24 protein-coding genes and 1 tRNA gene are annotated in these 26041 nt (G+C 41.6%); 18 read left to right on the top strand and 7 right to left on the bottom strand.

The features are described 5' to 3' along the window. Positions 1-215 precede the first annotated feature (215 nt). The 4 genes from hisS to der all read left to right on the top strand — a co-directional run bounded on the left by hisS (position 216) and on the right by der (position 5327). Entirely contained in the window at positions 216-1493 is a 1278-nt protein-coding gene (gene hisS, locus ACERC6_RS07575) for a histidine--tRNA ligase (RefSeq protein ID WP_373628420.1), read from the top strand. Between the two features lie 145 nt (positions 1494-1638). Then, positions 1639-2451: a YfgM family protein gene (locus ACERC6_RS07580; protein ID WP_373628421.1), complete on the top strand. Its 813-nt coding sequence runs from the start codon at positions 1639-1641 to the stop codon at positions 2449-2451. 108 nt (positions 2452-2559) lie between these two features. Continuing rightward, complete coding sequence (gene bamB, locus ACERC6_RS07585; protein WP_373628422.1) at positions 2560-3735, top strand: outer membrane protein assembly factor BamB; 1176 nt, start codon at positions 2560-2562, stop codon at positions 3733-3735. Between the two features lie 170 nt (positions 3736-3905). After that, positions 3906-5327: a ribosome biogenesis GTPase Der gene (gene der, locus ACERC6_RS07590; protein ID WP_284672982.1), complete on the top strand. Its 1422-nt coding sequence runs from the start codon at positions 3906-3908 to the stop codon at positions 5325-5327. Between the two features lie 100 nt (positions 5328-5427). Here the strand turns inward: der and ACERC6_RS07595 are convergent, their stop codons facing one another. Next, positions 5428-6174, bottom strand: coding sequence for a ribonuclease HII (locus tag ACERC6_RS07595; protein ID WP_373628423.1), 747 nt, complete (start codon positions 6172-6174; stop codon positions 5428-5430). Positions 6175-6195: 21 nt separating this feature from the next. Beyond that, entirely contained in the window at positions 6196-7368 is a 1173-nt protein-coding gene (gene lpxB / locus ACERC6_RS07600) for a lipid-A-disaccharide synthase (protein WP_373628425.1), read from the bottom strand. A 223-nt stretch (positions 7369-7591) separates the two neighbouring features. Here lpxB and ACERC6_RS07605 point away from each other — a divergent pair, with 223 nt between their 5' ends. Beyond that, a complete protein-coding gene (locus ACERC6_RS07605) occupies positions 7592-7930 on the top strand; it encodes a P-II family nitrogen regulator (RefSeq protein WP_284672979.1) in 339 nt (112 codons plus the stop codon). Positions 7931-7952: 22 nt separating this feature from the next. Further along, on the top strand, positions 7953-9233 hold the full coding sequence (locus ACERC6_RS07610; protein WP_373628427.1) for an ammonium transporter: 1281 nt from the start codon (positions 7953-7955) through the stop codon (positions 9231-9233). Between the two features lie 56 nt (positions 9234-9289). Here the strand turns inward: ACERC6_RS07610 and ACERC6_RS07615 are convergent, their stop codons facing one another. The 5 genes from ACERC6_RS07615 to ACERC6_RS07635 all read right to left on the bottom strand — a co-directional run bounded on the left by ACERC6_RS07615 (position 9290) and on the right by ACERC6_RS07635 (position 14347). Further along, positions 9290-10000 (bottom strand): Smr/MutS family protein, encoded by a 711-nt coding sequence (locus tag ACERC6_RS07615; protein WP_373628428.1) that lies wholly within the window; start codon positions 9998-10000, stop codon positions 9290-9292. A gap of 18 nt (positions 10001-10018) precedes the next feature. Further along, entirely contained in the window at positions 10019-10657 is a 639-nt protein-coding gene (locus ACERC6_RS07620) for a DedA family protein (protein ID WP_373628429.1), read from the bottom strand. 317 nt (positions 10658-10974) lie between these two features. Next, positions 10975-11757, bottom strand: a complete 783-nt coding sequence (locus ACERC6_RS07625; protein WP_373628430.1) for a hypothetical protein — start codon at positions 11755-11757, stop codon at positions 10975-10977. Between the two features lie 523 nt (positions 11758-12280). Continuing rightward, entirely contained in the window at positions 12281-13150 is an 870-nt protein-coding gene (locus ACERC6_RS07630; protein WP_373628431.1) for a DMT family transporter, read from the bottom strand. A 117-nt stretch (positions 13151-13267) separates the two neighbouring features. Further along, positions 13268-14347, bottom strand: coding sequence for a 3-deoxy-7-phosphoheptulonate synthase (locus tag ACERC6_RS07635; RefSeq protein WP_284672974.1), 1080 nt, complete (start codon positions 14345-14347; stop codon positions 13268-13270). A 310-nt stretch (positions 14348-14657) separates the two neighbouring features. On the opposite strand from ACERC6_RS07635, the gene ACERC6_RS07640 reads away from it, so the two are divergent. The 12 genes from ACERC6_RS07640 to ACERC6_RS07695 all read left to right on the top strand — a co-directional run bounded on the left by ACERC6_RS07640 (position 14658) and on the right by ACERC6_RS07695 (position 25875). Further along, on the top strand, positions 14658-15644 hold the full coding sequence (locus ACERC6_RS07640; RefSeq protein WP_284672973.1) for a polyprenyl synthetase family protein: 987 nt from the start codon (positions 14658-14660) through the stop codon (positions 15642-15644). Positions 15645-15738: 94 nt separating this feature from the next. Further along, the gene (locus tag ACERC6_RS07645) at positions 15739-16032 is read left to right on the top strand and encodes a hypothetical protein (RefSeq protein ID WP_373628432.1); all 294 of its coding nucleotides are present in this window, start codon (positions 15739-15741) and stop codon (positions 16030-16032) included. Further along, positions 16019-16237 carry a hypothetical protein gene (locus tag ACERC6_RS07650; RefSeq protein ID WP_373628433.1) on the top strand — a complete coding sequence of 73 codons (219 nt, stop codon included), beginning with the start codon at positions 16019-16021 and terminating at the stop codon, positions 16235-16237. Before ACERC6_RS07645 ends, ACERC6_RS07650 begins: the two co-directional genes overlap by 14 nt. A gap of 270 nt (positions 16238-16507) precedes the next feature. Further along, positions 16508-18541: a UvrD-helicase domain-containing protein gene (locus ACERC6_RS07655; RefSeq protein ID WP_373628434.1), complete on the top strand. Its 2034-nt coding sequence runs from the start codon at positions 16508-16510 to the stop codon at positions 18539-18541. 226 nt (positions 18542-18767) lie between these two features. After that, positions 18768-21008 (top strand): site-specific recombinase, encoded by a 2241-nt coding sequence (locus ACERC6_RS07660; protein WP_373628446.1) that lies wholly within the window; start codon positions 18768-18770, stop codon positions 21006-21008. 144 nt (positions 21009-21152) lie between these two features. Next, positions 21153-21229 (top strand) — tRNA-Pro (locus ACERC6_RS07665). A gap of 186 nt (positions 21230-21415) precedes the next feature. Further along, the gene (locus ACERC6_RS07670) at positions 21416-22759 is read left to right on the top strand and encodes a tyrosine-type recombinase/integrase (protein ID WP_373628435.1); all 1344 of its coding nucleotides are present in this window, start codon (positions 21416-21418) and stop codon (positions 22757-22759) included. Positions 22760-23660: 901 nt separating this feature from the next. Beyond that, on the top strand, positions 23661-23930 hold the full coding sequence (locus ACERC6_RS07675; protein ID WP_373628436.1) for a DUF1778 domain-containing protein: 270 nt from the start codon (positions 23661-23663) through the stop codon (positions 23928-23930). Continuing rightward, on the top strand, positions 23917-24105 hold the full coding sequence (locus tag ACERC6_RS07680; protein ID WP_373628437.1) for a hypothetical protein: 189 nt from the start codon (positions 23917-23919) through the stop codon (positions 24103-24105). Before ACERC6_RS07675 ends, ACERC6_RS07680 begins: the two co-directional genes overlap by 14 nt. A 57-nt stretch (positions 24106-24162) precedes the next feature. Then, entirely contained in the window at positions 24163-24399 is a 237-nt protein-coding gene (locus ACERC6_RS07685; RefSeq protein ID WP_373628438.1) for a GNAT family N-acetyltransferase, read from the top strand. A gap of 103 nt (positions 24400-24502) precedes the next feature. Continuing rightward, positions 24503-25456: a hypothetical protein gene (locus ACERC6_RS07690; RefSeq protein WP_373628439.1), complete on the top strand. Its 954-nt coding sequence runs from the start codon at positions 24503-24505 to the stop codon at positions 25454-25456. A gap of 167 nt (positions 25457-25623) precedes the next feature. Next, a complete protein-coding gene (locus ACERC6_RS07695; protein WP_373628440.1) occupies positions 25624-25875 on the top strand; it encodes a helix-turn-helix transcriptional regulator in 252 nt (83 codons plus the stop codon). The last annotated feature ends 166 nt before the right edge of the window (positions 25876-26041 follow it).

Below are 26041 nucleotides of genomic sequence, written 5' to 3' on the forward strand. Positions count from 1 at the left end.
TTTGCCAAAAAAGAACATTTGTAATCGGTAAAATAAGCCAAAAGAATATCCAAAAACCGTTATTGAGTTCGAGGTGCCAAATATCAAAAGGTTTTTGAATAAGTGAATAAAATCCGACCAATTGATGAATTTGGTGGATATTTTAAGTAGTGAGTACTTTAAGTAATAAGTATTGAAAGTAAATTGTTCAATTTGAATAATAAAGGATTTAAAAGATGAGTAAAATTACTGCCATTCGTGGCTTTAATGATATTTTGCCTGCCGAAACTGCCAAATGGCGTGAAGTGGAGGCGATTTTAACCCAAGTATTAGATGGTTATGGCTATAGCCAAGTTCGCTTGCCATTTGTTGAGCAAACGGAGTTGTTTGCTCGTGGGGTGGGCGAGGCGACCGACATTGTTGAAAAAGAAATGTTTGGTGTGGTGCATGGCAATCAAAACACAGGCAAAGAAGAAAAAGAGGTATCTTTTACCTTACGCCCAGAAGGAACAGCAGGGTGCGTGCGAGCGATTATTGAGCATAATCTGACTCGTGGCGACACGCCAAAGCTGTGGTATCTTGGGTCGATGTTTCGCTACGAACGACCACAAAAGGGGCGTTATCGTCAGTTCACTCAGCTTGGGGTAGAGAGTTTTGGTTCTGCTTTGGCTGATGCTGATGCCGAGCTGATTGCGATGACGGCGATGATGTGGAGACGACTTGGTATTGATCAGCATGTTGTTTTACAGCTAAATACACTTGGTGAAGCACATGAACGCTTAGCTTATAAAAATGCCCTTGTTGAGTATTTGACCAAGCATCTGGATAGGCTTGATGCCGATAGTCAGCGACGAGTAACTACGAATCCGTTGCGAGTGCTTGATAGTAAAGATGAACAAACACAGGCGATTTTGGTAGATGCACCCAAACTTTCTGACTTTCTAGGAGAGGAGAGTCGTACACACTTTGAGCAGGTGCAAAATTATCTGCGTGCGTTGGGGATTGAGTTTACGATTAATGAAAAACTTGTGCGTGGATTGGATTATTATAATAAGACCGTCTTTGAATGGGTAACGGACAAATTGGGTTCACAAGCAACTGTCTGCGGTGGCGGTCGCTATGATGGACTGGTGGGTATATTAAAAGGCAATCTTGAGCAATCCGAGCCTGCCGTTGGTTTTGCGATGGGGCTTGAACGCTTGATGTTGCTTATTGAAGCGGTGAATCCTATTGAGATAAAGGCTGACTGTGATGTCTTTGTTGTGGCTAGCGAAAGCGTGTATATGAATGCTGTGATGTACGCCAACGAGTTACGCACACAAAACCCTGATTTGCGTGTTAAAATGGCGTCCGCCACTAGCCTAAAATCACAAATGAAAAAAGCAGATAAATCGGGGGCAAAATATACCTTGATTATTGGTGAATCGGAAGTTGTCAGTCAAACTGTGTCAGTGAAAAATATGACCACAGGAGAGCAAAGCAGTCGTGCGATGACGGATTTTAATTTTGATTAGTTGGCATCATTAGTCTATAGGATTAAGATGGTTGGTGCTGTTTGACAATATAACTGCTTTGGTTAATTATTCGCCTGCGGTTTATGTTAAAATTCATTGAACAACACCATTTATTTAACACTAAAAATATTTTAAAGAGTTGATGATGAGCGATGAATTGGTAGTAAATGATAAACAAGCCATGAGTGCCTTAAAAAAGCATGGCGATAAAATCGTATGGGCGATTATCTTGGTGCTGGCTGGCTATTTTGGCTGGGAGTATTATCAAAAAAACTATGCTAAAATTGACACGGTGGCGGCAGATATGTACACCGCCATTGATGAGCGTAACAATGCTTTAAAATTAGCAATTCAAAATCCTGATTTGGGCAAGGACGCTAAAGCATCGCTGGCTAAGGATGAATCGGTCTTATTTGCCGAGATAGATAAGCTGGTTGCAGAGCATCCTAATACAGTCTATGCATGGCAAGCACTCATGCTAAAAGCACGCCATCAAGCAGATGCAGATAAGCCGTCTGATGCCATTGAAACACTAGAGCAGGCTCAAAAATTAAAACTTGATGATGTAGGGTTGTTGGCATTGACAGAGTTGAGATTGGCTCGTGTGTTGTTGGATAATAATGAGATAGATAAAGTATTAACCATAGCAAATAAAGAACTGCCAAAAGCCTTTGAAGCATCTCGCCAAGAGGTATTGGGTGATATTTATGTTGCCAAAAATGACTTTGAACAAGCCAAAACCGCCTATCTGACAGCATGGGAAGCATTGCGTGAGCGTCAAGAAAATCGTGCAGTTTTAAGTCTAAAGCTACAGTCTTTGGGCGTTCAGGTTGAGTCGATTACACCAAAAGAGCCCGTGATTGCCAACACGCTACCAAACGATGTTTCTGCTACTATGGATAATGCTACAGCTGAGCGTGTGAGTATAGAAACACAAACTACACAAAACGGCAATTAGGGGTTATTAAATTGGTTTTATAATAACCATGCAGATTGTTTAATTCATACATTAGTGATAAGATGGGCAGACTTTTAAGGGTTTGTCTGGACATAAGAAGGATAAAATATGCACGCTCGTTTTACAAAAACTGTTTTGGTATGTGCTTTGGGTGCGATTGCACTAACAGGCTGTGCCACAGGCATCAAAGGCGAAGATAAAAAACCTGCAAAACTCATTAAGATTGATGCACCTATAGGCGTGCTATCGCCTATCTTCCAAGCATCGCTTGAGCAGGGGCGTAGTTTATCAAAGGGCGAGCGTGTCAGCAAAAAAGATATTGTTGATTTGCAAGTATCTGAGGTGGACGATGTATTAGTAGCAGCAAGTCGTGGCGGTATTGTAAGTGCCATGAAAGAGGGTCGTCCACTTTGGTCGGCTGATTTAAAAGATGCCATCACAAGTGGTGTGGCGACCAGCAAGACAGGTAAAGTTGCTGTTATTGGTACTCGTTCTGGCAAGGTGGTGGCATTAGATATTGCTACAGGTGCAAGCCTTTGGGAAGTATCACTACAAACTTCAAGCCAAACCCCAGCACTCATCAGTGATGATCGTGTGTTGCTTTCTGCCAATAATGGCATTATCTATGGTCTAGACTTGCGTACAGGTCGGGTGGTTTGGCAGTTTGGTACGCAACAAGCCGATATCAGTGTCCGTGGTGCTGCCAAGCCACTTCATTTGGATGGGCAAACGGCTTTATTTGGCATGGCAGATGGTCGTATCCATGCAATCAATCCTGCTACAGGCTCTCCACTTTGGGCAAGACGAGTGGGCTTGCCGACTGGCGGTAGTGCGGTAGAACGCATGAGTGATGTTGATGGCACGCCATTGGTCGTAGGTCAATATCTATATGTTACTAGCTTTAGCGGGCAGTTAGTGGGCTTTGATATGTCTACAGGGCGAGCGATGTTCGCTGCTAAGATTGCCAGTACCAAGTCGCCAACCATCTTGGGTGATGCACTGATTACCACAGGGGTGAATGGCGATGTGAAGGCGTTCAACCGATTGACAGGCGAAGAGCTGTGGTTGAATGAAGAGCTAAAAAATCGTAAGCTAACCAACCCTATTGCTGTTGGCAACCATGTCGCTGTGGGCGATTACGAGGGGATTATTCATTTATTGGATGCAACTGGTAATATCGTTGATCGTGTCCAGACCAAAGGTGAGTTGACTAGCTTACAAGTTGTCGGTAATCGTCTATATACTCAAAGTGCTACAGGTGTGGTGAGTATTTGGCAGTTTTAATTGCTTATTTGACTCGCTTATGAAGATTCCTTTGTCATTTTGATGGCAAAGGAATCTTGGTGTTCTTATAATGCTAAAAAAACCGACAAAAAAACTTACCATCTGCACTTGATGTTTTTGTTTTTAATCGTTGTGTTATCAATTTTATCGTTAAAATTATTTGAGAAGTTATGAGTATTAAACCTGTGGTGGCCTTGATTGGTCGTCCTAATGTTGGAAAATCCACGCTATTTAACCAAATTACCAAATCTCGCCAAGCCCTAGTTGCTGACTTGGCAGGTCTAACCCGAGACCGTCAATATGGCGATGCACATTTTGAAAATAAGTCCTTTATCGTGGTTGATACGGGTGGCATTGGTGAAATGGATGATGGTAAGGGTAATATTGATGACTATATGGCAACACAGTCCTATACCGCCATTCATGAGGCAGATATTGTTGTCTTTGTTGTGGACGCACGAGTGGGTCTGATTGGGGCAGACAGCGAGATTGCCAGATTTTTACATACATTAGGCAAACCTGTGTATCTGGTGGCAAACAAGATGGATGGCGTGCATGATGCGTCATCAGCAGAGTTTTTTGCCCTAGGTTTTGGAGAGCCATTTCCAACTGCTGCCAGTCATGGTAAGGGCGTAACTAGTCTGCTTGAGGTATTAACTGCTGATATGCCAGAAGATGAGGTGGAGGATGAAGATGCTGAGCGGACGCTTAAACTTGCCATCATCGGTCGTCCTAATGTTGGAAAATCAACACTGGTGAACCGCCTACTTGGCGAGGAGCGTGTCGTGGTGTTTGATATGCCAGGTACGACAAGGGATAGTATCTATATTCCATTTGAGCGAGAAGGAGAAAAGTATACACTGATTGATACTGCAGGCGTGCGTCGTCGTGGTCGCATTGATGAAAAGGTAGAAAAATTCTCTGTTGTTAAGACCTTGCAGGCAATCAAAGATGCCAATGTGGTCGTGGTTGTGATTGACGCCAAAGAAGGGATTGTTGATCAAGATTTGCATATGCTAGGCTATGCCTTAGATGCAGGGCGTGCTATTGTTATCGCCATCAATAAATGGGATGGGCTAACCCAAGATCAAAAAGATTTTATCAAGCTAGAAATCGATCGTCGTTTTAATTTTGTCCCATGGGTAAAGATTCACCTTATCTCCGCCCTTTATGGCAATGGCGTGGGTAATCTATATCCATCTATCCATAAGGCGTATGACGCATCTATGTTTAAGGTGTCAACCAGTCGCCTTACTCAAATTCTACAAGATGCGGTAGAAAATCATCAACCGCCAATGGTAGGGGGTCGCCGTATCAAGCTACGATATGCTCACTTGGGTGGGCATAATCCACCAGTGATTGTTATCCATGGCAACCAGACGAGTGCATTACCCAAAAGTTACCAACGCTATCTTGAGAATATTTATCGTGATGTCTTTAAACTTGAAGGTACGCCGTTGCATGTGGAATTTAAGCAAAATGCCAACCCATACGAAGGCAAAAAAAATCCAAAAATTAAAAATAAAGCCAAAGTCATGCGTGAACGCAAACGCATCGCTGAGTTTAAAAAGCGTGACAAAAAACGCAAGTAATTAACCATCTGGCCATCAAAGAGCAAACCCTAATCAAATTTAGGGTTTATTTGTTTTTGGGTGGTATTGAGAATTAGGGGCTGATTGGCTCGGCGTTATGTTAGAGCAGTACGCCTTGCGAAGTTGCTAGTATTGTTCGCATGGGGTTAAAACTTTTCCTGTGTTCTGGTAGTATTCCATATTCAAAAATGGCTTGTGTGTGGGCTTTGCTAGCATAACCCTTGTGCCTGTTGATTTGATAGTTTGGATAAATCTTGGCAAAATCATTCATTACTGTATCACGGTGTACTTTGGCTAGAATACTGGCACAGGCAATGGATGTGTGAATGCTATCACCTTTGATGAGTGTATGGATGCATGGTTGAAATTCGGCAAATCCATCGGATAGTATCGGTGTGGCATTGCCATCTATGATGATGGTTAAATCATGGCTAGATGTGATGTGATTGATGTCAATCAACTTCTCAATGGCAAGTCGCATACCAAGCAAAGTGGCTTGATAAATGTCAATCTCATCAATAACAAATGCCGGTATGTCAATAATGGCATAGCTTTGGCAGGTATTTTTTATGGGTTCAACAACTAAATTTCGCTTTTTTTCTGATAGCTTTTTACTGTCGTTAATGAGCATGATTGGTGTGCTTGATAAATCCACTTGCCCAAATTTCCCTGTCAACGCATTATCTAAAATCACCGCCCCTACCGTCATCTGCCCAAATAGCGAACCACGACCAACTTCATCAATGCCAATGACGATGGTATCGGATGTCAGCTCGTGATTTTTATGGCTAATGGCTGTGCAATGCAATGTGTGAGTGTTTTGACTGTGTGCTTTTGAAGGTTGCATGGTTTTTAGGCTTAGGTGTATTTAGTTGTTCTTGGTGTAGTAACTTAGTACCGTATCGGCAGGGTTTTGGCTACTGGCTTGTTTGATGAGTTGTACTGTGTTGATGAGTTTGTTTTTTTGTTCGTTGGGGTTGGCAAGAATGCAGTTTGCTTCATGAGCGATATTTTGAGCGGTGGCGTTACCTTGTATTAGCTCTGGCACGATACTTTTGCCTGTGCGTTCAAATGCTAGGATATTGGGCAGGCAAACATAGGGGGTCTTAATCAAGCGTTTGGCAATGGCGTAGGTTAGGGCGTTAACCTTATACACGACCACCATCGGAGTGTTTAGCATGAGTGCTTCTAGGGTTGCTGTACCACTGGCTAAAATGGTTAATTTTGCCACCTGCATGGCATACTGACTGGCGGTGTAATTACTGTCGTACTCGCTACAATCTTGCCAGTCGCTTGGAGTAAAGGTCGTCAGTCGTGATGATAAATGAGGTGCTTGCTCATTGATGATTGCCCGCACCATCACTCGATGTTCATCTTTGGCAAGTGGCAAAATGGCAGTCAGTGCCGTATGAGTCTGGCATAACGCATCAAAACTTGCCAATAAAGTTGGTAAAATGGCACGAATCTCACTTAAGCGTGAACCTGCCATCAAGCATAGTGTATTGGTGGATTTGGTGAAGTTTTTGGGTTGTGTGTGATGGATTAGCGGATGTCCGATGCACACTGCAGGGTGATGATGTTTGGCATAGACAGGCAGTTCAAAGGGAAATAGGCACAATACCAAATTGGTCGCTGCCTTGATGCTGTGAATGCGATTTTCACGCCATGCCCAGATGCTTGGGCTGACCATCTGCACGCAGAATACGCCTTTGGGTTTTAGGGTCTTGCCCAATCTTAGATTAAAGTCTGGTGCGTCAATACCAATAAAGATATCAATCTGATTTTTATCAAAGGCACGAAGAATCTCTTTTTTGGCACGAAATAAGTCGGGCAAATGCTTAAGTACTTCAGCCAAACCCATGACGGATAAGCGTTCCATATCAATGATGGGCTTTAATCCCATTTGTATCATGCCATGACCACCCACGCCGACCCAGCAAATGTTTGGGTGTAGTTTATTCATTTGTTGCATAAAGTCTGCACCCAGTGCATCACCTGAGATTTCACCTGCAACGATGCCGATGGTCAGAGTGTCTGTCATAAACTATCCAAATAATTAAGAATAAAAGCTGTATTTTACGAATTTCTATGGATGCTTGTAAATAGATTGGTGATTTTTAAATATTTGAAAATATTATATTATCATAATAAAAAATAATAAATAGTCTTTTTTTTATTAAAATAAACCATTTTTTATTTTGAGTGTTTTTTGGCATACTACAACTAAATTATAAGTTTTACTTGTATAATCATAGGATTATATTATGAAATTAGTCATTGCAATCATCAAGCCATTTAAGCTAGATGATGTTAGAGAAGCGTTAATGGCGATGGGTATTCATGGCATGACAATCACGGAGGTTAAGGGTTTTGGGCGTCAAAAAGGTCATGCCGAAATGTATCGTGGTGCTGAATATGTGGTGGATTTTTTGCCCAAACTAAAGATAGAGGTGGCTGTGAGTGAGAGTTTGGTTGATGATGTGGTCAGTGCCATTGCAGGTGCTGCCAATACAAGAAAGATTGGCGATGGTAAAATTTTTGTGCAGTCGTTAGATGAGATTGTGCGTATTCGCACAGGCGAAATGGGTGAAGAGGCTTTATAAAAATCAGCAAAAGGTGGTAAAAATGAAAAAATTAATCAGCCAATTTGGCTTGGGGTTTGCGGGGGTGTTGCCTGTTGTGGTCATGGCGAGTGAGCCTATGCTTGATACCGGTGATACAGCTTGGGTATTGACAGCGACCGCCTTAGTTTTGATGATGACCATTCCAGGGCTTGCATTATTTTATGCAGGTATGGTGCGTAAGAAAAATATCTTATCTACCATGATGCACAGTCTAGGCTCGGCAGCGGTCGTTTCTGTTGTGTGGGTTGTGATAGGTTATTCGCTTGCATTCTCAGAAGACTCTATGAATGCTTTTATTGGTGGGCTTGATTATGTGATGCTGCATAACATTAGGTTGGAGGAATTAGATGGCAGTATCCCAAAATTACTAATGGTTATGTTTCAATTAACATTTGCAATCATCGCCATGGCAATTTTGGCAGGTTCGCTCGCTGAGCGCATTAAATTTGGCTCATTTATGGTGTTTGCTGGGGCTTGGACACTGCTGGTATATGTGCCTGTATGTTATTGGGTGTGGGGCGGTGGGTGGCTGACCGGCGATGCACTTGATTTTGCAGGTGGTACGGTGGTGCATATCAATGCTGGTGTGGGTGGTCTGGTGTTGGCCTATTTATTGGGCAGTCGCCGTGATTATGGCAAAAGCAATCTTGCTCCTGCAAACTTAACATTGACGCTCATTGGCACAGGTTTGATTTGGGTGGGTTGGTTTGGCTTTAATGGAGGTTCGGCATTGGGTGCTAATGGTCATGCTGTGATGGCTTTAATCACCACTCAGGTAGCTGCGGCAGTTGGTGCAATCACTTGGCTGATGGCAGAATACATGAAGCGTGGCAAGGCGTCTGCGTTAGGAGGGGCATCTGGTGCGGTAGCAGGTCTGGTTGGGGTTACACCTGCGGCAGGCTTTGTGGATGTATTTGGTGCGATGGCGATCGGTGTGCTGACCGCTTTGGGGTGTTTTGTGATGATTTATTATGTAAAAAAACGCCTAGGTGTAGATGATGCACTAGATGCTTTTGGGCTACATGGTATAGGTGGTGTCATTGGTGCAATTTTAACGGGTGTTTTTGTAAGTCCTACCTTGTATCCTGAGGTCGCTAATGTGCCGTTGTTGGAGCAACTTTGGCTACAGATTGAGGGGGTGATTGCCACCTTGATGTATGGTGCGGTGATGACATTTATTATTGGCGTGATTATTAAAAAAACCATGGGACTGCGTGTAGATGCCGAAGAAGAATATCAAGGTCTTGACCTTGCCATTCATGGTGAAAAAATTGCAGATTGATGACTGTAATAAAAAAACCAATCTTAATGATTGGTTTTTTTATTATGAATGACTTATTACATATTGATTTTATTGCGTTTTAGTAGTACAAGTACTGCCCCAGTACCACCATCATTAGCAGGAGCAGAGACGAACGCCATCACATCAGGGATTTGGCGCAACCAACCATTCACACAGGTTTTGATGATGGCATCTGTACCCTTGCCATGTACGATTTTAACGACTGTTTCGCCATTTTTTAGGGCGTTGGCGATGATGGTCTGGACAGCATTTCGAGCTTCATCAATGCTTGAGCCATGCAAATCAACTGCATCAAACCAGCGTAATTTACCTTGTTTTAGTTGCTCAAATACTTTGTTTTGTAATGTTGGGTTTTTGTAGCTTAAAAACGCTTCGCCTGCCACAGGATTTAACAAGGCTTGCATATCGGACAATTTAGCACCTGCTAGCTCTTCACCGCCTTCGGCATTGGCACGGCGAAGTAGGGTGGTGGGGTCTTTGGGGTTGGTTTTTTGGGCATGGCTGATGGACTGCTCATGTTTTAAGGGGCGGACACCGCTCATTGCTTGCATGAATAGCACCTTGTCTTCATTAATGCTCTCATGATTAAAGCGTTTAACTTGTTGAGAGACTTCTTTTTTGCTCATGACAGTGGCACTGGCGGGCTTTTTGTTGTTGTCGGTCTCAGGTTTGGTTGAGGATTTGCCACCCATTTCTTTGAGTTGAGCTTGGGTATCTTTTGAGAGTAAATCTTTAAATGTTGTCATGGTTTAACCTATTTTAAGTCATGGGTTTATTTTTTGTTGCAAAAAACTAATGATGATGGGTAGTATACTAAATCCAATAATACCAAAAATCACATAAGTAAAATTATCCTTGATGACAGGCTGATTGCCAAAAAAATAGCCAAGCAGAACAAAAGATGCAATCCATAAAAAACCACCGATGATATTATAGCTGATAAATCGCTTATAATTCATACTGCCTGCTCCCGCCACAAAAGGGGCAAAAGTGCGAATAAAAGGCAGAAATCTGGCAAAGATAATGGTTTTACCGCCATGCTTTTCAAAAAAAGTCTGAGTGGCGATGAGATGGTCTTTGTTAATCAAGCGGTAATTTTTTGCAAATACTTTAGGTCCGATATATTTTCCAATATGATAATTTAGTGTATCGCCAAGTACCGCTGCGATAAATAGCAAGGCGATGAGTAGGGCAGGGTTGAGCTTTCCTGTAAAGGCTGCTAACGCCCCTACTGCAAAGAGTAGGCTGTCACCTGGTAAAAATGGCATGACCACAAGACCTGTCTCAACAAAGATAATTAAGAATAAAATCCCATAAATCCACATGCCATAGTCTGCTAAAAATACCGTCAAATGCTTATCGATATTTACGATGAGATCAATGAGTTGTAAAATGATGTCCATGTCGTAAGACCATAAATATAAAATAAATCTGCGTATTATAGCATATTTGTTCAATGTTGGTTTTTTGCGACTAACAAAATCTAAAGTAGAGATTTTTGTACTTGGGGTGAGTAGTGCTTTGGAATAATCAGTAGGTTATGGTTTGTTAATAAAACCCCTTACTGATATTGAAATCAATAAGGGGGGGGGTGATGAGTGGCCATTTATTTTTTAAATTACATGGCTTAACTTGAGAGTTGGCTTTAAGGTAGATTAAAATGTGTATTGCAGTTTAAAGCCTATCTCTTTGGTTTTGTTTTCTGGTTCGCTGTAGCTTGCTATACCTCTTGGCTACCATCTTCGCCTGTTTCAATGCGTTCAAAAGTATTGGAAGTGGGGACATTCCAACCACGATAATAAGGGGTGTAACTAATTTTGATTTGGTTAGCAAGCTGCTTACTGATGGGTAATTCTATTTCAATACCACGAGCATTGTGCTGTTTGAGTGTGATGGTGCCGTCATCACCTAAGAAGGAGTACTGACGACCATAAATACCTTGATTGTAAGCAATTCGTGGTAAAAATTCAAATCCGTGAGCCAAAGCTATTTTTGCACCCAAGCCTACTTGTGTGTAAGCAGTTTTATTTTTTCTATCGTAATCCTCTGAATCTATGCGGGAGCTTAAATCTCTTAGGACTCGATATCCCAAGCCTGCTTCACCAATGATACTTAAGTTTGGACGAATTGATTTTTCATAAATATACAGTGAGCGGATGTCATAAGAGAGACGAGGTGCACCTTTTTGGTGTATTGAGCCATAAGGAGATCCTTCAGGATTTTCTTCGCTAGGATTTTCACCACCTGTATAATTAACTTTGCCTTTGGCGTATCTACCCTCTAATTTTATCGCATCTTTCTCATTAAAACGATACTTAATTGACCCATTAAGTGCATTCAAGCTACCTTGCTGTTGCATGAAACGCTCACCATTTGTGTATTCACGGTATGTTTCTTGATAGCGTTCAATACCTAAGTTGGTTTCTACTGCTTTTTTGGCGTGTGCTAGAGATATGTATAATAAACCACTTGTCATTAGCGATATGATAATAAATTTTTGCATAGGTACCTCAATTAAATCAATGTAAAATGCCATTGACTGATTGTTGATGTCTTGCAAGATTAGTGATATATACTAGAAGTAGAGTTATTTTGCTATCGTATTTATGTATTTGCCATAAAATGGATTGGATCCACATTTTTGTAAAAGCCCACTTGGTTAACATAAGTGCATAGCAGGGCTTGATGATAAAATCACCTAAATACTTAATTTGTGGGATTGAAGTTAATCAAAACCCATGGGATTAAGCGGTTGACGACTATTTTTCATATACAGTTGTACGATTTTTGCTCAGACCATCAATAAAGGTGCTATGGGAGTTAATATACTCTAGTATTTTTGCAAAATACAGCCGTGAAATGTAGCAGGGTTATCCCATTTACATGAAATAACCCTGCTATCAATAAAGCATTATTATAACATAAAAAATTAATCAATATAAGTGTATTGGTAGTTATGCTAAAAAATCTATGATTGGTGAATGCTTATTATACATTATATTGTTGAGATGGGCTGATAACCAATCTTATTTTTTTGTTCCAATCATACCACTGATGACGATGATGGCAATCCCAAGCAAGCTTAGCCAGTCAAGCCGTTCACCAAACAACACCGCCCCAAAAATGACCGAAAACACCACGCCTAAATAACCCAATACCGCCACGACAAATTTTTGTCCCACTTGATAGGCATAAGTCATGAGAAGCTGTCCACCTAAAGCAGTCACTCCAATGGCGATGATATAGGGTAGATTTGCCCAACTGATGGGCGTAAAACCAAAAAATGCCGCCAATATTCCTGAGATGATGGCAGATAAAAGTGAGAAATAAAACACAATCCGCCATGCAGGTTCGCCAAGCAAGCTAAGTTCTCGCACTTGTAAATAGGCATAACCACTAATTGCTCCGCTTGTCAATCCGATAAACATGGCAAAGATATCACCCCCTTGGCTAGGTTTTAATAAAATCACCACGCCCAAAAATCCTAAGATGAGCGATATCCAGCTGATAACAGATGGCTTTTGTTTTAAAATGATGATGGAAAGTAGCCCTAAAAAAATGGCAGAGGTGTTTTGTAGGGTGCTGGCAGTAGCAAGTGGCAGGTGCAGCACCACATAAAAATTCATCAGGAGGGCAACCAAACCTGCCAATGACCGCCAAAAGTGTTCCTTTGGATAAGCTGTGCGAAAATCCTGCCCTTTAACCCAAGACAAACCACCTAAAATAACCAATGAAGATAGTACTCGCCAAAAGGTAAGTTCATAAGTGTGCATGGCAAATTTTTGTCCTGCCATTTTAATGGAGACAAGCATAAGTGCAAAACACAAGCAAGCAAGGGCCATATAAAATGAGCCAAAGAATGAACCTTGATTGGGATTGGTGGGTGAAATTGGCATGGCGTATTATTGGGTAGTCAAAAAGCCGTTCGCCTTGAGTTTGTCGAAAAAGTGATGGTTTTATCATCATGATTTGACAGGTTCTCTACGAACGGCATAACCTAAATTTGTGGTCAATCAACGATTTGGTAAATGCTCTTTGACTGCCTTGGCGAACTGACGCAAGATATCAACGGTAGCGTCCCAGTCTAGACAACCATCGGTTACTGATTTGCCATATTCTAATTGACTTAGGTCAGCTGGGATATTTTGACGACCACCTTTGAGATGGCTTTCAATCATCAGTCCCATGATGGACTTGTTGCCGTTTTGGATTTGGCTTGCGATGTTTTGGATAACCATGGGTTGTAGGTAAGGGTCTTTGCCAGAGTTGGCGTGGCTTGCATCTACCATGATTTTTCCGTTGGTTTTGCCTTTGGCAAGTTCATTTTCTGCTAAGGCGATGGCCGTTTTATCATAGTTGGGCTGGTCATTGCCACCACGCAAGACAACATGGGCGTAACGGTTGCCTTTGGATTTGATGATAGAAACCTTACCATCTGACGATAAGCCTAAAAAGCTATGCCCTGATTTAACTGCTTGCATGGCATTGACAGCAACAGTCATTGAGCCGTCTGTACCATTTTTGAAGCCAACAGGGCAGGACAGACCAGAGGACATTTCACGGTGAGTTTGGCTCTCGGTGGTTCTTGCCCCAATGGCTGACCAACTGATTAAATCCTGCATATATTGAGGGGTGTTGGGATCTAATGCTTCGGTAGCACAAGGCAGACCTTTTTCGTTCAGTTCTAAAAGGAGCTTTCTTGCCATGCCAAGCCCTTTTTCAATATCAAAACTATCATCCATGTTAGGGTCATTGATAAGACCTTTCCAGCCTGTGGTGGTGCGAGGTTTTTCAAAATATACACGCATGACAATAAACAGCTCATCTTTTAACTCATCTGCCAGAACTTTTAATTTGTCGGCATATTCGTGAGCAGCGACGGTATCGTGAATGGAGCAAGGACCAACAACGACCAAAATGCGTTTATCAACACCATCTAAGATGTCTTGGATAACCTGACGACCATGTAGCACGGTGTTAAAGGCTTGGCTTGATAGGGGATAGGTGCGTTTTAGTTCTGTGGGGGTAATTAAAGGGGTGATTTTTTCAATATTCACATCATCAATTTCGGTATGGTGAGTTAAAAATGACATAAGGCTACCTTTAGGATGGCTTGGATTTATAATAGAAATAAAGATGGAAATAAGGATGCTACCAACTGAACGCAGTCGCATCAGATAAAAATACCAACATTATGCACACAATCCGCCCATTTTACAAGCGTATCACGCACAAAAATACCAAAAAATTAAGTATTGGTTTGTTAATAATAAAAAAACATAAGAGAAAGTTATACGAGGGTGTCAGATGAATGCAACTGTTGGTTGAATTTGACGAATGCTCTTTTAGAAATATATGGGCTATGATATGATAAATAAATTTTTTAAAAGTGTGAGAAAAATAATGATTACGCCCACTTATGCAGACATTCAAGCCATCGTTGCTGATGATTTTGCCATCATGGATAAGCAGGTTTTTGGCAGTTTAAATTCCAAAGTACGCTTAGTTATGCAGGTATCTAAGCATGTCATTGATGCAGGTGGTAAGCGGATGCGACCACTCATTACGCTGCTGACTGCACGAATGCTACATGATGAACAAAGTCAGCAGGCATTGGAGCTTGGGGCGATTACTGAGATGCTTCATACTGCCACACTGGTACATGATGATGTGATTGATGAATCAGGGCTTAGACGGGGAAGACCGACTGCTAACGCCACTTGGAATAATGCCACAGCTGTACTGGTGGGAGATTATCTGATTGCTCGTTCGTTTAATTTGCTTGTTGGATTTGGTAATTTGCCGTTGCTTCAGCTATTTTCTGATGGCACTTGCGATATTGCAGAAGGAGAGGTGTTGCAGTTACAGCATCAGCACAACCCAGAGACTACCGAGGAAGACTATCGTCAAATTATTGATGGAAAAACTTCAAGATTATTTATGATGGCAACGCAAGGGGCAGGGATTTTGGCAGGTCGTGATGATTTGCTTGAGCCTTTGGGTAAGTTTGCTTATCACTTTGGTAATGCCTTTCAGATGATTGATGATGTGCTTGACTTTACAGGCGATACAGCGATGATGGGTAAGAACCTAGGCGATGATTTGGCGGAGGGTAAGCCGACTTTACCGATTATCAAAACCCTAGAAATTCTAAAGGATACCGATGCCATCAATTATGACAAGTTACGCATCGCTGTGCAGACAGGGAAGGTTGATGATGTAGGCGAGCTGATTGCCTTGGTGCAACAATCTGGGGCATTGGACTACTGCAAGGCAAAAGCCTTAGACGAAACCAAACAGGCTCAACAATATTTAGAAGTATTGCCTGTCAATAAATATCGTGAAGGACTGTATCAGCTGACCGCATTGGCAAGCTCTCGTTTGGTGTAAAACTGTACACTAAAATTTTGACAATCATCCATTCATGGCTATAATATCACACATTTTGTAACAAAATATTTCAAATTGGTGTGATGGAATAACCATGATTTTTTTGATTCTTGCTATTTGTGCTAGCGTACTGGTGTCTGTATTTTTAAAGTTTGCTCGTCAACAACGCCTTGACATCATCCAATCTATCTTGGTGAATTATATGACCGCCATGGCACTGTGCATGGCGTTACTGAAACTGAGCTTTGATGGCATTGGTAATGTGGCGTTTGGTAAGGTGTTTGTTTTTGTGGCATTGGGTATTTTATTGCCTAGCTTATTTGCTTATCAAAAAAACCAAATGGCATGGTCAAAGTTTGGCAAGTGGGGTGATATTGGGCGGTCTTAATTTTGCTAATATCTTATTTTATATCAAAGCTTATCAAGCCTTTAAAGATGACCCCACCTTGGTGTTTGCAGGTATGAATATTGGGGTGATGTGTTTGGGTGCGATTGTGGGCTTATTGGCTTTTAAAGAAAAGATTTCAAAAATCAATGGCATGGGCATTGTACTGGGCATTTGTGCGGCGTGGTGTTTATTTTATTTAAAATAATTAAAAAATACTAGCTAAACAAGCGGTGTTTTTATGATGTTATTGGGCATTAAATATCAATCTTGCTTGGTCTTACCCACCTTACTTTTGGCAAAATTAACCTACAGCCAAAACTTTGCTGTAGGCAATCACAGAACTGTTCATGGGCAATGAAAAAAGGTAATATTGCAAAATACTACCTTTTTTCATTGCAAGTTTTGATACAAACTTTTGCCCAATTTACCAAAATCCTTTATAATGAGTCCCCATTTTTCCCAAAGAATTTAGAGTATGAGTCAGCTAAACCCCCGCCAACAAGAAGCTTTAGCCCATGTGTCAGGTCCTTTGCTCGTTCTGGCAGGGGCAGGGTCGGGTAAGACATCGGTCATCACCCAAAAAATCGCCCACTTGATTACCAACTGCCATATTCCTGCTGAGCGAATCACTGCCATGACCTTTACTAATAAGGCGGCACGAGAGATGAAGGCTCGTGTGAGCAAACTTTTGCCGAATGAAAAAACTCGTGGTTTGACGGTCTCTACCTTTCATCAGTTTGGCTTGCAGTTTTTGCGTTATGAGCTGATTCATACGCCCTTAAAAAGCAATTTTAGCATCATGGATGCAGATGACACAAAACGACTGCTGATGGAACTAATGATGCGTGATAATATGAGCGGTTCTGAGAGTCGTGAATTTGCAGGCAAGGCGATGAAGTTTATTTCAGATTGGAAGAATGATTTGATTGCTCCTGAAGATGCAGCGACCACTTTATCGGACCCAGAGGACATGATTTTTGCCCATCTTTATGGATTGTACGAACGCAATCTTAGGGCTTATAATGCGGTGGATTTTGATGATTTGATTGTTCTGCCTGTCCGTATTTTAAAAGAAAATGAGATGGTGCGTGAAAAATGGCAACGCCGTATTCGTTATTTACTCGTAGATGAGTATCAAGACACCAACACCGCTCAATATGAACTGGTTAAGCTCTTGGTTGGGCTAACTGCTCGTTTCACGGTAGTGGGTGATGATGATCAATCCATCTATACATGGCGTGGAGCAAAACCTGAAAATATGGCACTGCTCAAGCAGGATTTCCCCAATCTGCATGTGGTCAAACTTGAACAAAATTACCGCTCTACCAATCGCATCTTAAGTGCGGCAAATATCGTCATCGCCAATAATGAACATATCTTTGATAAGGCATTGTGGTCAAATAAAGGCGAGGGGGCTTATATCCGTGTGATTACTTGCCCAACAGATCTAGATGAAGCGGAGCGAGTTGTTAAAGAAATCGTCGCCCATCGTCTGCGTCATGGCAACCTATGGGAGCAGTATGCCGTACTATATCGTTCCAATTTTCAAGCACGAGTATTAGAGACTGAGCTGCGTCAGCTGAATGTGCCTTATAAGCTCTCAGGTGGTACATCCTTTTTTGCTCGCACGGAGATTAAGGATGTGATGAGTTATCTGCGTATCATTCTAAATCCTGATGATGATGCAGCTTTTTTACGCATCATTAATACCCCAAAGCGTGGTATGGGTTCTGCTACGCTAGAAAAGCTAGGCCTACTTGCCCAAGAGTATGGCATATCTTTACTATCCGCCTGTTCGCACGCAGGGCTAAAAGCAACGGTGGGAGCAAAAGCGAGCAACACGCTATATGCCTTTGCTGAGTTTATTGAATATTATACTCGTGAGCTGTATGACAACGCCGACCCCATGCCACTGGTGCGTCAGATGATTATTGAAACAGGCTATATTGATTATATCAAAGAAGATAGCAAAACCCCCCAGCAAGAAAAGAATCGACTTGATAACATTGAAACGCTGTATCAGAGTATCGCCACACTCATTAACCGTGCCGAAGATGACGAAGACACGACCATTGAAGCTGTGGTTCGTAAGATGATGCTATTAGATATGCTAGAGCAACAACAAGAAGAGGAAAATACCAATAAGGTCAACTTGATGACCTTACACGCTGCAAAGGGTCTGGAGTTTGATCATGTCTATATCATTGGTGTTGAAGAGGAAATCTTGCCACACCGCAATTCTTTGTTGCAAGATGATATTGAAGAAGAACGCCGTTTGATGTATGTGGGCATTACTCGTGCAAGGCTTGAGCTGACTTTAACTTTTGCTCAAAAACGCCGTATGGGTAAGGATTTTAAAACCACCACGCCATCACGGTTCTTAGATGAGTTACCAACCGATCATGTTGATTATCCTGCTAAGCGTCCAAGCAACAAAGACCCCAAGCAGATCTCTCAAGACTATCTGACCAATATTCAAGCGATGTTAAATGCTAAACGCAATGGTTAGGTTATACCAATGCCGTGCGTAAGCATAAATGGACAATGTGTATATTCTTATGAATACTTAGCTATTTTGCCAGACTTGGCATTGATGGTAAGATTTTTTTGAACTTTTGGACTGTTAAGCTAATTTTGCTGATTTTAATAAAATAAAAAACTTGGAGAAACTGTTGCAAAACCCTAATAATGCTGAGTTAAAAGATATTTTACAGCGTATCTTAGCACTAAAAGAAATGCCTGAAACCCAAGTGCTAAAGCAATTGGTTGATGAGTTGCGTGTCGACGAGGGTGATGAAGACGCTGCCAATGAAAAAATAAGTCAGCTGATTGCCTTGGTTGAGCAAAACCCTGAGTATGGCTCGGGGCTGGCGGCGTTTATTTTGCGATTGACGAATAAATATAATCAAGTAACGCTTTATACGGATACGGGTATCGCTTCTGACCAAAGTTTTTCTTATAGCGTTAACAGGCTAATTGGGCATCGCTTTTTACCACTGTTACCCGAAGAAGATTCGGTTGTTGAGCTTGCTAGTTTTTTATTCAACAAACGCAATGACTTGCGTTGGGTACGCATGATTGATGGTGCTAAATGGGATAGGCTAATTGAGCTGATTCATGTTGATGATGAAGACTTAGCCTTAGTGGCAACCGCTAAAAATAATATTCTAAATGCCATAGTTATCTTATCATACCGTATTAGTGGTATGGGTCTGCACCCTGATTTAATGTCAGCTTATCCGCAGATGCTGAATCATTCAGCAGCTTTTGTGGCACAAAACCAAGAAGCTGTATTGTATGTCAATCAATACCGAAAGACACATGAGCTAGATTTGATGACGGATATCACGCCTGATGAAGACATCAGTCCTGCACCACTGCTTGTCATGCTAGAGCAATGCCACGAGATAGTTACCAATGTGCGAAAACGCATCTATAAGACTGGTATTTCAATTCGTCTGACCAATATGCTTGTGCGACTTGAGCAAAGCTTGCATAGAATGCAGGTGCTTATTGAGCTGGTTTCGGACAACCAAAAAAACCGTGATAAGGCAATTGTTGAATTGACCGCACAGATTGTGCGTACAGCAAAGACTCGTTATAGCTTTAGTTATTTGATTGAAAATAATACAAAGCTGTTATCTCGCAAGGTTACTGAAAATGCTAGCCGAGTAGGGGAGCACTACATCAGCACTGACCGCACAGGCTATCGCAAGATGTATAAAAAAGCAGCGATTGGCGGATTGCTTATTGCATTTATGGCGACCATAAAAATTTTGGGTTCATCATTGGTGTTAGCTCCAGTCGGTAGGGCTTTTATCAATAGCATGATTTATGGTTTGGGCTTTGTTGCCATTCATATTGCAGGCGGTACGGTTGCAACCAAGCAGCCAGCCATGACAGCCGCCGCTATTGCATCAACCATTTCAGATGGCTCGGGCAATAAAAAAACCCAACAGCTGACCAAATTATCTGAGCTGATTGTAGATATTTTACGGACGCAGTTTGTAGCGATTTTGGGTAATATCTCGATTGCTATGCCAGTGGCTCTTTTAATTGCTTATGCATGGCTGTCAATCACAGGCACGCCCATGATTGATGGCTATAAGGCGGCACATCTATTGCATGAGCTTGATCCTATTCGTTCGCTCTCTTTGCCACATGCGGCAATTGCAGGTGTGTTTTTGTTCTTATCGGGGCTTATTGCAGGTTATTATGATAATCTATCAGCTTACAATAAGATTGGTGAGCGTATCCGTCGCCATCGCTTGTTGTCGCATATCTTACCAAGTGCTTGGCAAGAAAAGCTAGGTAACTTTATTGAAGCGAATCTTGGGGCAATCATGGGTAACTTTATCTTTGGTTGCTTCTTAGGCAGTACGGCAACCATTGGCTATATGCTTGGATTGCCACTAGATATTCGTCATATCGCTTTTGCTTCTGCCAACTTTGTGCATGGGCTATTTTATCTATCGCCACAGGACCTAAGTTGGGGGCTTGTGATACTATCTTTTATCGGTGTACTGCTCATTGGTGCGGTGAACTTAATGGTGAGCTTTTCTTTGGCGTTATTTGTTGCGTTGCGTTCTAAAGAAGTGGAATTCTTTGAATGGAAAAAATTATCTGGGTTGGTGTGGAGACATTTTTTGGTGACGCCATGGGATTTTTTCTTTCCACGAAGCGAGTCGGTTAAATACGCTAAGATTAACAGTGAAGGGCAGGTCATCTATGAAGACATTGCTGATGAAAAAGAGCCTAGTGTACGTGTCCTTACAGATAGTTATGTTGTGCGTCGCTTGGGTAGAAAGCCTAAGGATAATAAAGAAGGGGTGGTGACTGATGAATCGCAAGGTATTCAAGAAGTAGTTACTGAGCATCATAATGATGGTATGGAAGTTCGGCTTGAAGTGATAGAAGAGAATCAAAACACGACACCCCTACCCAAACCAGATAAACCTCCTAAGCTACCTAAGTAAGCCATTGATTATCATGATGAACCCTTGTTTTTAACAGGGGTTTTTTATGCAAATAGTGCTATGTTGAGTTGGGGTTGGTGATTGATGATAAAATAAGAAAAACGCTTGCAAAATTTAAAAAATTTAGTAAAATAGCAATTCAATCGGGGTGTAGCGCAGCTTGGTAGCGCACTTGCATGGGGTGCAAGGGGTCGCGAGTTCGAATCCCGCCACTCCGACCATATAACAATCTAGGGCTGTCCGCAATCGTGCGATAGCCCTTGGTTTTTCTAGCTTTTCAGTCTTTTTGTTGTCTTATGTAGTCCGTTATAGTCTATTGCTATCCATGAATTTTGTTGGTATTATTGTTGGTATTGTAGTTCACATTCTTTCAATACCAACAAATCACACCCAAAGGCTTATCAATTATGGCTTTAACAGATACCAAAATCAAAAAGCTAGTACCAACACAAAAGAGCATTGATACCAAAGTTCCTGACAAGTACAGCGACATGAACGGCTTGCAATTATGGGTTAGATATACAGGTGTTAAATCATGGGTTATTGCTTATCGCTATCAAGGAAAGCAAGCCAACCAATCCATAGGGCAATACCCACAAATCAGCTTAGCACAAGCAAGAGAGCAATTAGCAGAGCTTAAAAGACTGCTAGCACAAGGCATAGACCCCAAAGAACACGCCAAGCAGACCAAACAACAGCAAACCGATAATAGTTTTGATGTATTTGCTCAAAAGTGGTTAGAACACCATGAAACACGCACTAAGCCCCACACATTCAAACGAGACAAAGGGGCATATCATAACCACATTTACCCCATCATAGGCAATAAAGATATTTATGCTTTGCGACTGCCTGACATTATGGCAGTACATGACCGCCTAGCGTTGGCAGGCAAGACCAGCACCGCCCATAGAGTGATTGGCTGGATAACTGCTATTTATGATTATGCCATAGAAAAGGGATTGGCAGAAAATTTATACAACCCCATTCCAAGAAGTATCGGCAAAAGCCTAGTGGAACACAAAACCAAGCATTATCCACGCATTAAGATAACCGAACTTCCCCAGCTTCTAGCAGACATTGACAGTAGTAACAGCGAGCTATTAACCAAATATGGCTTTTATGTGATGTGTTATACCTTTGTTCGCACCAAAGAGCTTAGGGGCATGAGATGGGCTGAATTGGACTTTGAAAACAACCTTTGGCACATTCCAGCCGACCGCATGAAAAATAATTTACCGCACATTGTCCCACTTGCCCCACACGTGGTTAAGATTTTAAAAGACATTCAAGCCATGAAGCTACATGATGACTATGTTTTTTGTAGTAATCGCAGTCGCAAAGCTGACACGCTATCAGAAAACGCCTTTACCAAAGCACTAAAAACAATGGGCTATCAAGGGCGTATGACTGGACATGGCTTTCGTGGCTTGGCAAGTACCAGCCTTTATGAAATGCAATACCCACCACAAGCCATAGAATTGCAATTATCCCATGTGCAGGGTAATAAGACGGTAAGAGCGTACAATGAAGCCAATCTATTGCCAGCACGCACCAGAATGATGAACGACTGGGCAAATATCGTTGATGAAATCAAACACGGCAATTTTGACAGCTACAAAAACAAACGCATGACCGACCACAGCGAGCAGGCATTTATTAGCTTTTTAAAGGCGATTAAATATAAAGAACATGAGATTATGGACGAATTGGCGGTACATAGATTAGAGATGATGGAGCTTGTGCAATAAATAACACGCCTGCACGCCCAAAAATGATTAAAAATATAAATCAAAAGGGGATATTTATTTTAAATAATATATGTAATGTTATAATATAACAAAAAAAGTTCTAAAATTTGTGCCAGTCCAAAAAAATCACAGCAAGGCAAAAACCCAAAAAAGCCCTAAGAATAATAAAATATATATAAAAAAAGTATTTTTTATATATATTTTATTTTTTTATTTATTTTTTACCCTTGTTGTTTTTTTTTGCCCTTTGATGATTTTTTTTTGGCGGTTGGCGGTGCTGGTTTTTTATCAGCCATGCCACGCCTGCAATTTTTTTTATAGGTTATGATATAACTTTTCATTTCCCCAGCCGTTCCGATTTTTTCGCCCCAGTCCGACCAATCCGACCACGCCCACCAAACCCACCGCCACCGCCCACTTTCGCCCAAATCTGACCCATTTTTGACCTAATTGGCGTTTGTCATGGTTCGGTGCTAGGGCTTGCGTGCTTGTTTTTGATACTCATATATCTGCATTATTTGATGATAAAATTAAAAAACACACCCCAAAAGTCTGCTAAGTTTGCTAAGTTATTCAAAAAAAACCTTGTAAGCCTTACCTCATAAGGGTTAAAAACTTTCCACCCATTTGCTAAGTTTTGCTAAGTTATTATAAATTTTACCTCAAACACCATAAAAACCAGCACAACCACGACTACACCAAACACTATCAATCCCTTTATCTATAAGGCTTTGCGGTGTTTTACTATTAAGATTGAATAACTTAGCAGATATGGGAATAACTTAGCAGGGTTATCATCTTTAAATTTTCGGGTTTTTTAAAGATGATGGGTGTGTTATGTTGATGATATAAACATATCTATGCTATCATGTACACAACACAAACATACAAAGGATAAACCATGCAAGCCACCGAACGCATACAGCTTAGAACCACGCCACACACCAAAGCCATGCTAGAACAAGCCAGCCAAGCATTAGGGGTGAGTATGAGCTATTTCATCTTGGATAGTGCTTATCAAAGAGCCAGCCAAACCATCAAAGAAACCACGCAAATCACCCTAACCAGCGATGAATGGCAACAAGCCATAGACCGCCTAGACACGCCTGCCAAACCAGCCAAAGCCATGCAATCGCTATTTGATAGGGGTTTTGTCAATGTTGATAACTAAACTTGCCAAAAACCACGATAAAAGCGGTTTTGATTGCGGTGTAGAGCCATTAAACCGCTTTATCAGACAGCAGGCAAGCCAGTTATTAAAACGCCACGAAACTGTTATTTATGGTGCGATAGATGATGACCGACTGGCAGGGTTTTATACCTTGTCTGCTTGTCAGATTATGTAGTCAGACGATGGCGAACTACTCAAACGCCAAAGCCCACATAGCCCCATAGGGTGCGTATTGCTTGGACGGCTGGCGGTTGATAAGGCATATCAAGGGCGTGGGCTTGGTGCTGATTTACTGTTACACGCCATGCAGACGGTCAAGAAGTTATCGCAGATGATGGGGCTTGCTTATGTGATTGTTGATGCCAAAGACGAGACCGCCAAAGCCTTTTATGAGCGGTTTGGGTTTGTGGCATTAAGCCAGCACCCCATGCGTCTATGTTACGCCATTAAGGATATTCCAGATTTTTAAAAGTTTTGCAAGGCTAGGAGTAATTAACCGAACGGCGGTTATTTTTCATACCTTAGACCGCCCCGCCTTGCATTTTATTTTTTAAGGTATGGTAAGGTATGAAATGGGGTTGTTAGACATTGCATTAAATCCCTTAAAGGATTATATCAGCTTACCCGACTTGCTGTTATTGATTGGCGAAAATACACAAAACCCCTTGTATGATATTTGCCTTTATTTGCAGTCGGTAAAATTTGGCGAAGCAGTAACCCCCTACAAAATCAATCAAGATTTTGCATTGTACGAGTGCAAAGACTTTATCAAAAACATGGACGGCTTGAATGCTGTTTCAAGTATTATTGATGACATTGCCAATAATCTGAAACAAGATGAAAGTGATAGAAAATTGGTTGTTCAAAGTTTGATGGGACTAAATGAGATTTGTGGTTGGCAAGAACACATTAAACGCTACTTTTATCAGGAATGGCAAAAAGAATACTATTTCAAACGACAAGATTTATTGGCATTTGAACCACTTGCAAAATGCCTAGAGCCGAATTTTGCCATGCAGGAGGAGTACAGGGAAATCGCACGGCTAAGAAAGCAATTACAGCAGGTATTAGATGGGCGTTATTTATCCAGCCTTATATCACAAAATGACCGCCTAAAAAAAGAAAACGAGACGCTACAAGCCAAACTACAACCCAACATCAACAGATATGGCACACTTAGCGAACAACTAGAACAACAAACCCAAACCGAGACTATCAACGACCTACAGCAACAAAACAACGAACTACAAGACCGCATAGCAGAGCTTGAAAGTCGGCTTGCCACGCAGTCAGCCAATACCACGCCTGCCGAAGTCGTCATAAACGCCACCGAAGAAATGCAAATTATCAATGAAGTTTATAGAGAATTTTGGGAAAATCACAAAAGTAACGAAATACCACCAAAAAAAGATACTATTGTAGATTGGATTAGGTCAAAATATGGCGTATCTGCCCGTATCGCTGGAGCTGTTGATAGCATTGTACGACCCAAACAATACCGCATGGGCGGACAAAAAACACGCTAATTTTTTATCATTGTATAACACCCTTACAGCCTTTGAACTGTAAGGGTTTTTTGTTTGGTTTTTGATTGGATTGCATCCATGCATGAAACCCTTTCACTATTGCAAGAAACTCATTGCCACGCCTTACAATACAAGCAACAAACACCCACAATCTAGGAGCGTACAGCGTGAACCAAGATAAACCAATAACCCTACCCAAAGACGGCATGAGCCGCCTAAGCCAGTTGTTGCCATTTTTGCCCATTGGCAAATCCACCGTTTGGGCGTGGGTAAAATCTGGCAAATTCCCAAAACCAATAAAGTTATCAGAAACTGTAACCGTTTGGCACAATCAAGAGATTTGGCAATGGCTAGAAAGTCAAGGGCAAACACCGCCCACGCCTGCCAGCATTGCCCATCATAGCGAAGTCAAGCAGTAGCCACAACGACAACCAACCAGCCTTTAACAACAGGAGTAACCCCATGCTACCCATTTCCCACAATCAAAAAAGCCATCAAGCTATGCAGGTGCTACAAGCCATGCTAGATGGCGTGGAAGTACATATCAAGTACGCCATTAACACGATGAATATAGCCAGCCTATCG

It is taken from the genome of Moraxella sp. E33BD (genome assembly GCF_041807865.1).
GTDB lineage: Bacteria > Pseudomonadota > Gammaproteobacteria > Pseudomonadales > Moraxellaceae > Moraxella > Moraxella haemolytica.